Source organism: Pseudomonas sp. SDO5522_S412 (genome assembly GCF_054071215.1).
Map to the genome: position 1 here is coordinate 51975 of NZ_JBSVWQ010000015.1, position 9342 is coordinate 61316.

A 9342-nucleotide genomic window follows, 5' to 3' on the forward strand; every position below is an offset into this window, starting at 1 on the left:
CTAATCCAGTCGCCAGTAAAAAAACAAGTTGATTTTTTACTGAGGCTGACCTCCTATAGAAAAATAATAACAACAGCGCCTGGAGTATCCGCACCATGTCGCCCCATGCCTTTCCGCATCTTTTTGAACCGTTGGTACTGCGTGGCAAACGCCTGAAAAATCGCATCATGTCCAGCGGGCACGACACCTCGATGCCCACCGACAACCAGGTCAACGAGCAGTTGATCGCCTACCACCGGGCACGCGCCGAAGGCGGCGTGGGGTTGATTGTGTTGCAGGTGGCCGGGGTGCACGACAGCGCCCGCTACACCTCCCATGTGCTGATGGCCACCGATGACAGCTGCATCGACGGCTATCGCCGACTGGCCGAAACCTGCCACGCCCACGGCACCGTGGTGCTGTCGCAGATTTTCCATCCAGGGCGGGAAATCATGGAGTCGGCCGACGGTTTGCTGGCGGTGGCTTACTCGGCTTCCGGGGTGCCCAACGAACGCTTCCGGGTGATGCCGCGCGCCCTTGACCAGACAATGATCGACGAGATCGTCGCCGGCTACGGCGCTGCGGCAAGGCGCCTGTATCAGGCCGGGATTGACGGTGTGGAAGTGGTCGCCAGCCATGGTTACCTGCCCGCGCAATTTCTCAACCCGCGGGTGAATCGCCGCACCGACGGCTACAACGGCGAGCTGGAACAACGCCTGCGTTTCCTGCGGGAAATCATCGCCACGGTGCGTGCCGAAACCGACGAGCACTTCATCATCGGGCTGCGCATTTCTGCCGATGAACGCGACCCCGAAGGCCTGACCGAAGAGGATTCCCTGGCCGCCGTGCAACAGCTGCAATCACACCTGGATTATGTGCACATCGTTGCCGGCACCTCGGCCTCCCTCGGCGGCGCGATCCATATCGTGCCGCCCATGGCCATTGCCCCGGCGTACCTGGCGACAGAAGCGGCGACGTTCAAGACGCACCTGTCGATTCCGCTGTTCGTCACCGGGCGCATCAACCAGCCCCAGGAGGCCGAACTGATGCTGCAACGCGGCCAGGCCGATGTGTGCGGGATGACCCGCGCGCTGATCTGCGACCCGCGCATGCCGGTCAAGACCTCAAGCGGCCATGCCGAGGATGTACGCGCCTGCATCGCCTGCAATCAGGCGTGCATCGGCCACTTCCACAAAGGCCTGCCGATCTCCTGCATCCAGCATCCCGAGACCGGCCGCGAATTGCAGTTTGGCCAACTGCAACCGGCACTGCGACGCCAGCGGATCATGGTCGCCGGTGGCGGCCCGGCAGGGATGAAAGCGGCAGCGGTGGCGGCGCAGCGCGGACATGAGGTGACCTTGTATGAAGCCAGTGCCCAATTGGGCGGCCAAGTGCTTCTGGCGCAGTTACTGCCCCGACGCAGCGAGTTCGGCGGGGCCAGTACCAACCTGCAGCGCGAGATGGAACTGGCCGGGGTCCGCGTGGTGCGCAACACCCGCGTCGACCGCGCATTGGTGGAACGCGAACAACCTGACCGGGTGATCATCGCCACCGGCGCCGAGCCCTACTGGCCGGCCTTCGAACGCGGCGGCGAGCTACAGGTGGTGGATGCCTGGCAAGTGCTGCGCGATGAGGTGCAACTGGGCCGTTCGGTGATCGTCGTGGACTGGCGTTGCGACTGGATCGGCCCGGGCATTGCCGAGCGCCTCACCCGTGCCGGCCATCAGGTGCAACTGGCGGTGAACGGTACCCATTGCGGGGAAAACCTGCCGTTGTACGTGCGTGACCAACTGGCCGGCGAACTGCATCGGCTGGGCATTCCGATCATCCCATACGCCCGTTTGTACGGCTGCGACGACACTACCGTCTACCTGCAACACACCGCCAGCGGCGAGCCGATGCTGCTGGAAAATATCGACACCCTGGTGTTGTGCCAGGGCCACCAGCCGGTGGACACTCTGGGCGCAGAACTGGAAGGCCTGGTGGCGTTCACGCGGATCGGCGATTGCCTGGCGCCGCGTACCGCCGAAGAGGCGATTTATGAAGGATTGAAAGTAGCGTGGGACATTTGAACGACCAACCGCCACAGCTGTTTCTCGGCACCCGCATCCGCGGCTTGCGCAAGGCCCGGGGCATGACGCTTACCGAATTGGCGCAGATGAGCGAATTGACGGCCGGTTATATCAGCCAACTGGAACGCAACCTCGCCTACCCGTCGATCCCGGCCTTGTTCAACATCGCCCGCAGTCTGGGGGTGACGATCCAGTGGTTTTTTGCCAGTGAGACCACGCCGGCAGCGGAGGATGAAGGTTTTGTGGTGCGCAGGAACAATCGCCAGAGCATTCACTATGAGGACGGGATCGTCGACCAGTTGCTGACGCCCCTGCCCAATCATCAATTGGAGATGCTGCACTCGCGCTTTCCACCGGGCGCCTATAGCCAGCAGAGCTATAGCCATGAGGGTGAAGAGGCGGGTTATGTGTTGAGCGGAACGTTTGAGTTATGGGTGGGCGAGCGGCATTTTCAGCTGGCTGAAGGCGACAGTTTCAGCTTCCCCAGCAGTGAGCCCCATCGCTATGGCAACCCCGGAAAGGTGGATGCGGTGGTGATCTGGGTGATTACGCCGCCGACGTTTTAGACCGTTGGGGCAACTAAGGACGTTTCCTACGATACGCGGGGAGTTCTGGATGGGGGCCATCAGTAGTCGGTAAAAACGGCTCTTGCTATAAAACCGACTACTTTTTATGAGGGTGCCGGTCATGTTTGAGTCGTTTGCGTGGTTCAAGAAACCCACTGAGGAAGATCTGGAAAATATCAGGGCTATCAAGCGGTACAAAACCATGAGGATAGTGGGTGAGTGGGGTATTTCTGTCGACCCGGCGGAAATCGCCAACTCACCCGAGTTCAAGGAACACAAGCGCAAGATACGTGAACTGATATTCAAATAACCCATGGGGCTACTACTGATACTGCCGTTACTGGTGAGTGGCTATTTGGTGTGTTTGAAACACCCCGGCCATTACTGCCGCCTCCACCGCTTTGAGGGCCAGTTACTCTATCTACAGGTCGCAAGATTAGGCTGGACCTGCCTCGTACTGTCGTTCGTACTGACCACTTTGATTCTTTGCCTGTCCAAACAGCCGCTGCAACTGGCTGGCCAGACAATCCCCATTGATTACAGTGCTTATCTGGGCAAGCTGCTGATAGAGCTGGATATTGCCACCGAGAGAAATCATGGCCTCTGGGTATTTTTGCTCCAGGTCGGCCTGACAGCCATGATCATTCCCTACTGCTGGGCGCGATTATTTGTGCGTTGGCGTCGACGAAGACTGCAACTTGCTTCAGAGGAGGAACTGAACCAGCAATTGATGCTCGAGCTTCTAACGGGGCGCCCCCTCAGGACCCTGCTCAGGGAATCCATTGCGCGCGGCTCTCAATGCATGTTCACGCTCAACGATCGGAATGTTTATGTGGGCGTTGTTTCATCCATCTGCGAGCCGAATGAGTCCGAAGGTATAGATCACGCCTTCAGTCTGATTCCGACCTGCAGCGGCTATCGCGACAAGGACACCTTGGAAATCATCCTCGATACTGAATACCCGGATGCGTCAGACGCTATTTCCATCATGCTGCTCCAGGAAGCGGTGGTATCAGCCACCCGCTTTGACCCTGCGACGTGGATGTCTTTCCAATCCTGCATACGGGCAAAACCCCAGCCTATCCGGAGCTATCGTCGTGAGTCGGCACGCAGGAAAAAGACGCCAGGTGCCTGCGCCTGAGGTCCTCCCGCCAAACAGTAAACCTTCCAGCCACTCCCACATCTACCCGCCGGTTTCAGTGCACACAAAAACGCAACACTGAACTGCATCGATTGTGATGGCCGCGTCACACCGGGGTTTATATAGTCGTCCCTACTGCAACCCGCCATGAGCCAGCCGGCCCATCACAAGGAAGCGTTCGATGACTGACCTGCATACCCTTACGGCCGCCGAACTGTTGGCGCAATTTGCCAGCCGGCAACTCGCGCCCATCGACTACTACGACCAGCTCCTGGCCCACATCGACCGCTGGGAGCCGCAGATCAACGCGCTCTATGCCTTCGACCCGCAACAGGTGCGCCAGCAGGCCCAGGCCTCCACCGAGCGCTGGAACAAGGGCCAACCCAACGGCGCCCTTGATGGCGTACCGGTGACTCTCAAGGAATTGATCGCCACCGAAGGCGTGCCCATTCCCCTCGGCAGCGCGGCCACCCGCCTGACCCCGGCCCTCAGGGACGCACCGCCCGCAGCCCGCATGCGTGAAGCGGGCGCGATAATCCTGGCCAAGACCACCAACCCGGACTTCGGCATGCTGTCTTCCGGCCTGTCGAGCTTCCACGGCATCACCCGCAACCCGTGGAACACCGCCAACAACACCGGCGGTTCCAGCTCCGGTGCCGCCGCAGCGGCCGCCGCCGGTTACGGCCCGCTGCACGTGGGCACCGACATCGGTGGCTCGGTGCGCCTGCCCGCCGCCTGGTGCGGCCTGGTGGGATTCAAGCCGACCCTGGGCCGCATCCCCATCGACCCGTACTACACCGGCCGCGCCGCCGGGCCCATGACCCGCACCGTCGACGACTGCGTGCTGTTGATGCAACACCTGGCCCGCCCCGATGCCCGCGATGCCACCAGCCTTCCGCCGCTCACCACCCAGTGGAGTAACCAGCCGCTGTCGGTCAGGGGCCTGCGCGTCGGCCTGATGCTTGAACCCGGCGCAGGCATGCAGCCTGAAGGCTTCGTGTGTGAAGCCGTGGAGCAAGCCGCGCGGCTGTTCGAAGCCCACGGCGCCAAGGTCACGCTGATCCCGCCAATCATGGACCGCGCACAACTCGATGGCCTCGACCATTTCTGGCGCGCCCGCCAGTGGGGCGATTTGTCGGCCCTGAGCAGCGAGCAGTTCGACAAGGTCTTGCCGTACATCCGCGACTGGGCCGCGCCGGGCGCCGAGATCAGCGGCGTACAAGCCGTAAAGGGTTTCAACCAGACCTTTGAAATGCGCCGCCGCGCCGCGCAGGTGTTCACCGAACTCGACCTGGTGCTGTCCCCCACCAACCAGGTCAATGCGTTCCCGGCCGAGTGGCCATCACCGAGCAACAACCCGCAACTGCCGTTCGAACACATCGTGTTCACGGTGCCGTGGAACATGGGCGAGCAACCGGCGTTGTCGATCAACTGCGGTTTCGCCGCCGATGGCATGCCCATCGGCCTGCAGATGATCGCCCCGCGTTTTGCCGATCAATGGCTGCTGCAAATCGCTAAAACCTACGAGAGCTGGCGTGGCGCAATCCACCACTGGCCGAATCCTTCCTGACTTTTGACGCTGTAAGAACTGCCCACCCACACGCCAGCTCCGGGCCCTCTTGGCCTGGAGCTCGGACGACCTATAACTAAAATCGAGGGGCTGGTATGCACACTGAGCAATTGACACGATCCGATCCTGATCACGCACCCGAAACACCGTCCCCGGACGCCGGCAAAAAGAGCATCTTCGCCGTGGTCCTGGGCAACGCCGTGGAGTTTTTCGACTTTGGTGTGTACGCAACCTTTGCAGTGATGATCGGCCACACGTTCTTCCCGTCCGACAGCGCCTTCGTCAGCCTGATGCTGTCGGTCACGGCGTTCGGTATCGGCTTTATCGTCCGGCCCCTGGGCGCAGTACTGATCGGCGCCTACGCCGACCGCGTCGGGCGCAAACCGGCGATGCTGTTGACCCTGGTAATGATGGCCGTGGGCACCGGCAGCATCGCGATATTGCCCGGTTACGAGACCATCGGTATCGCGGCGCCGATCCTGCTGGTGCTCACCCGCATGATCCAGGGCCTGGCCTGGGGCGGTGAAGCCGGCCCCGCCACCACCTACATCCTCGAAGCGGCGCCACCCCACAAACGCGGGACCTACGCCTGCTGGCAAGTAGTCGCCCAGGGCGTCGCAGCCATGGTGGCCGGGCTGGTAGGGTTCACCCTGACCAAGGTCATGTCCCCGGAAGACCTCAACAGCTGGGGCTGGCGCGTGCCGTTCGTGTTCGGCCTGCTGGTGTTGCCGATCGGCATCTACATCCGCCGCAACCTCGCCGAAACCTTCCACGGCCACGGCGAGCAGACCAGCACCGGCGACCTGGTGCGAGAAGTCTGCGGCAAGCACCGGCGCGCACTGGTGCTGGGGTTGCTGATCCTTTCCGGCAGCACCATCACCCAGTACTTCCTCAACTACATGACCACCTTCGCCCTCACCGAACTGAAGCTGCCCACCAGCATCTCGATGCTCTCGACCCTGGTGGCCGGCGCAGCGATGGCCGTGTGCGCGGTGGCCGGCGGCATGCTCTGCGACCGCTTCGGGCGCCGTACGATCCTGATGACACCGCGGGTGGTGTTGCTGTTGATTTTGTTCCCGGCCCTGCAACTGATGACCGAGCACCCAAGCCCGGCGACCTTCCTGCTGACCCTGGCGGTACTCTCGGGCCTGCACGGCATGAGTGGCGCGGCGCTGATCGTGTTGCTGGTGGAAAGCTTCCCGAAATCCGTGCGCTCCACCGGTTTCTCCATCGTCTACGCCTTCGGTGTGGCAGCGTTCGGCGGCACCGCGCAGATCATCATCACCTGGTTGATCGGCACCACCGGCGACCCGATGTCGCCGGTCTGGTACCTGCTGATCGCCAACCTGGTGTGCCTCACCGCCGCCTGGTTCGCCAAGGAAACCCGTCCGCCGCTGCCCGGCAGCCCGGCCCGCGAAACCCGGCTCACAGAAGCTTCGGTTCGCTGAATACCTTTTCCCACTGTCCCGCGTCTTTTCGCCACCGACCGGCAGCACCTGAGGGCCTGCCGGGACGGTCGCCTTACGTCTGATTTGTATGGGGATTTACCATGTATCCACGTCTTTTACTGGCCGTCACCCTGGCGTCCAGCACCCAGGCTTTCGCCCAGGAAAACGCCCAGGCCAGCGCACCGGGCTTCCTCGAAGGCAGCACCCTGGACCTGAACCTGCGCCACTACTATTCCAACCAGCACACCCAACGCACCACCCACTTGAGCATCAAGAAAGCCGGCGGCGTCGAGCCCACGCGTGTACGGGAAACCTGGGTGCAGACCAGCATGCTCAAGTACAGCTCCGGCTACACCCAGGGCCTGATTGGCGTGGGTGTGGACGCGGGGATCTTCAGCGCGGTCAACCTGGAGCGCGGGCACGGCAAGGTGGCCAATGGCGGCGACCGGGTGCTGGTGGACGGCGACGGCGATGCGATTCCCACCTGGAGCCGGCTGGGGGTGGGCGACGTGCGTTTTCGCCTGTCCAGCACCGAGATCAAGGCGGGCCGGCTGATGACCGACAATCCGATCCTGCGTTACAAGGACAACCGCGCCCTGCCCTCCAGCTTCCAGGGCGTGGGCTTGTTCAGCAACGAATTCGACTGGCTGTCGGTGCAGGGCGGCAGCTTCGAGCGGGCGATTCCACGCACCGGCACCGGCGCCGAAAAGCTCACCACCACCTTCGGCAACCGCGCCTACAGCGGCGCACGCATCAGCTACCTGGGAGCCACGGTAAAACCGGGTTACGGGCTGGAAGCCAGCGTCTACGCGTCGCGTTTCGAAGACATGTGGGACCAGACCTACGTCGGCCTGACCCACCGCATCGGTGACAAGAGCGACATCGCCTTGAAGACCGCCTTCAACTACTACCACACCAGCGACTCGGGCGACAAAAACCTCGGCTACATCGACAATAACGCCGCCAGCCTGGCCTTCACCGCCACGCACCTGGCCCACAGCCTGACCCTGGCCTGGCAGCAGGTATTCGGCAACGAATACTTCGACTACGTGTGGGAGTCCACCGGCAACTACATGGCCAACTCGCTGTACTCGGACTACAACGGCCCCAACGAAAAGTCCTGGCAGTTGCGCTACGACCTGGACTTCGCCGCCTACGGTGTGCCCGGCTTCACCGCCAGCCTGTGGCACGCCAAGGGTTGGGACATCGACGGCACCCATTACGATGGCGACCGCAACGGTCACAACACCGGCTACAACGTGCGCAGCCTGGATGGCGCCAAGCACAACGAAAACGGCTTGATGCTGGCCTATGTGATTCAGTCCGGAACACTCAAGAACACCGTACTGCGCACCATCGTCTACAACCATCGCGCCAGCGGCGGGCAGATTGACGGCAGCTACGATGAGTTCCGCCTCGTCGCCAATGTGCCGATCAACATCTTCTGAGGCTCAGGCTCAGTTCAGCGAACAACGCTGCATCGCCCCCGCCAGCATTTCCTGGCACTTGAGCACCGCCACCGAGCGGGGGCGGTTGCGGTACACGCAGAGGTCGATGCGGATGCGGCCGAGGTCTTCATCGGCGATCGGCACGGCGACCAGGCCGTCGCCCAGGTCTCGCACGTCTGCCTCGACCTGGGGCAAAATCAGCACCGCTGCCCGTTGCCGGGCCAGGCTCTTCTGCACTTCCAGGGAGCTGGTGGTGAACACCGGTTCGAGGGTGACGCCGCGTTTTTTTGCCGCCACTTCCAGGGCCTGGCGCACGCCGTAGGCCGAGTCGGGAATCGCCAGGGGCTGGCCTTGCAGTTCGCTCAATTCGATGCTGTCGCGCTGGGCGAAGGGGTGTTCGGCGCTGACCAGCACCCGGTGCCATAACTGGCAGTGGGCGGTGACTTCGACGTCGGCGCGCTCTTGCAGGTAGAACGCCAGGCCCAGGTCCGCCTCGCCGCTGCACAGGGCGTCGAGGGTGGCCGAGGCGCTGGCGATCACGATGTTGAAGGTGACCTTGGGGTGGGCGCGGTAGAAGGTGGCGAGCACCGGGGCGAGCACGGTGGAAACGATACTTTCTGACACATGGATGCTGATGTTACCGGCCACCTGGCTTTGGCGGCTGGCGATGACTTCGCGTACCTGGTCGAGGCCGCGCAGGGTTGAGGTGACTTGTTCGGCCAGGCACTCGCCCTCGGCGGTGAGGCGGATGCCGCGGGGGCCGCGCTCAATCAGGGCGGCGCCGAAGAAGTGTTCCAGGTGTTCGATCTGGCGGCTGACGGCGGTGGGGGTGACGTAAAGACGTTCGGCGGCCTTACGCAGGGAGGCGCAGCGGGCGACCTCGTGGAAATATCGCAAGGCGCGTAGTTGCATGGGGGGTGCTCCTTTTTTGGGGGGGTGGATTGGGGAGGACGCAATTACTGCGCCATGCGGGTGTACATATCCGTTTCTTCGGTCACGGCGTCCTGCTGGTTTACCCGCTCTGCACTACCCGCGTTCGCTCAGATCAAGATCAAAAGCAGATCTGCTTTTCTGTGGGAGCTGGCTTGCCTGCGATGCAGACAACTCGGTGCATCAGG

8 protein-coding genes are annotated in these 9342 nt (G+C 62.4%); 7 read left to right on the plus strand and 1 reads right to left on the minus strand.

Features of this window, described 5'->3' with window-relative positions; genetic code table 11:
* Positions 1-95: 95 nt before the first annotated feature.
* The 7 genes from ACW9I6_RS06125 (at position 96) to ACW9I6_RS06155 (ending at position 8224) form a co-directional block, all read left to right on the plus strand.
* Entirely contained in the window at positions 96-2051 is a 1956-nt protein-coding gene (locus ACW9I6_RS06125; RefSeq protein ID WP_457339057.1) for an oxidoreductase, read from the plus strand.
* Positions 2027-2617 carry a helix-turn-helix domain-containing protein gene (locus ACW9I6_RS06130; protein ID WP_457339060.1) on the plus strand — a complete coding sequence of 197 codons (591 nt, stop codon included), beginning with the start codon at positions 2027-2029 and terminating at the stop codon, positions 2615-2617. The genes ACW9I6_RS06125 and ACW9I6_RS06130 overlap by 25 nt, the downstream gene beginning before the upstream one ends.
* Before the next feature lie 121 nt (positions 2618-2738).
* A complete protein-coding gene (locus ACW9I6_RS06135) occupies positions 2739-2927 on the plus strand; it encodes a hypothetical protein (protein WP_003208968.1) in 189 nt (62 codons plus the stop codon).
* 3 nt (positions 2928-2930) lie between these two features.
* Positions 2931-3758, plus strand: coding sequence for a hypothetical protein (locus ACW9I6_RS06140; RefSeq protein ID WP_457339058.1), 828 nt, complete (start codon positions 2931-2933; stop codon positions 3756-3758).
* A gap of 181 nt (positions 3759-3939) precedes the next feature.
* Positions 3940-5328 (plus strand): amidase, encoded by a 1389-nt coding sequence (locus ACW9I6_RS06145; protein WP_008436038.1) that lies wholly within the window; start codon positions 3940-3942, stop codon positions 5326-5328.
* A 95-nt stretch (positions 5329-5423) separates the two neighbouring features.
* On the plus strand, positions 5424-6776 hold the full coding sequence (locus ACW9I6_RS06150; RefSeq protein ID WP_008436037.1) for a citrate-proton symporter: 1353 nt from the start codon (positions 5424-5426) through the stop codon (positions 6774-6776).
* Positions 6777-6877: 101 nt separating this feature from the next.
* Positions 6878-8224 carry an OprD family outer membrane porin gene (locus tag ACW9I6_RS06155; protein ID WP_457339059.1) on the plus strand — a complete coding sequence of 449 codons (1347 nt, stop codon included), beginning with the start codon at positions 6878-6880 and terminating at the stop codon, positions 8222-8224.
* 9 nt (positions 8225-8233) lie between these two features.
* Here the strand turns inward: ACW9I6_RS06155 and ACW9I6_RS06160 are convergent, their stop codons facing one another.
* Positions 8234-9136: a LysR family transcriptional regulator gene (locus ACW9I6_RS06160; protein WP_003208975.1), complete on the minus strand. Its 903-nt coding sequence runs from the start codon at positions 9134-9136 to the stop codon at positions 8234-8236.
* Between the last annotated feature and the right edge of the window lie 206 nt (positions 9137-9342).

Coding starts and splice junctions, on each gene's coding strand:
- ACW9I6_RS06125 (WP_457339057.1), top strand. CDS start 96: ATGTCGCCCCATGCCTTTCCGCATCTTTTTGAACCGTTGGTACTGCGT.
- ACW9I6_RS06135 (WP_003208968.1), top strand. CDS start 2,739: ATGTTTGAGTCGTTTGCGTGGTTCAAGAAACCCACTGAGGAAGATCTG.
- ACW9I6_RS06140 (WP_457339058.1), top strand. CDS start 2,931: ATGGGGCTACTACTGATACTGCCGTTACTGGTGAGTGGCTATTTGGTG.
- ACW9I6_RS06145 (WP_008436038.1), top strand. CDS start 3,940: ATGACTGACCTGCATACCCTTACGGCCGCCGAACTGTTGGCGCAATTT.
- ACW9I6_RS06150 (WP_008436037.1), top strand. CDS start 5,424: ATGCACACTGAGCAATTGACACGATCCGATCCTGATCACGCACCCGAA.
- ACW9I6_RS06155 (WP_457339059.1), top strand. CDS start 6,878: ATGTATCCACGTCTTTTACTGGCCGTCACCCTGGCGTCCAGCACCCAG.
- ACW9I6_RS06160 (WP_003208975.1), bottom strand. CDS start 9,136: ATGCAACTACGCGCCTTGCGATATTTCCACGAGGTCGCCCGCTGCGCC.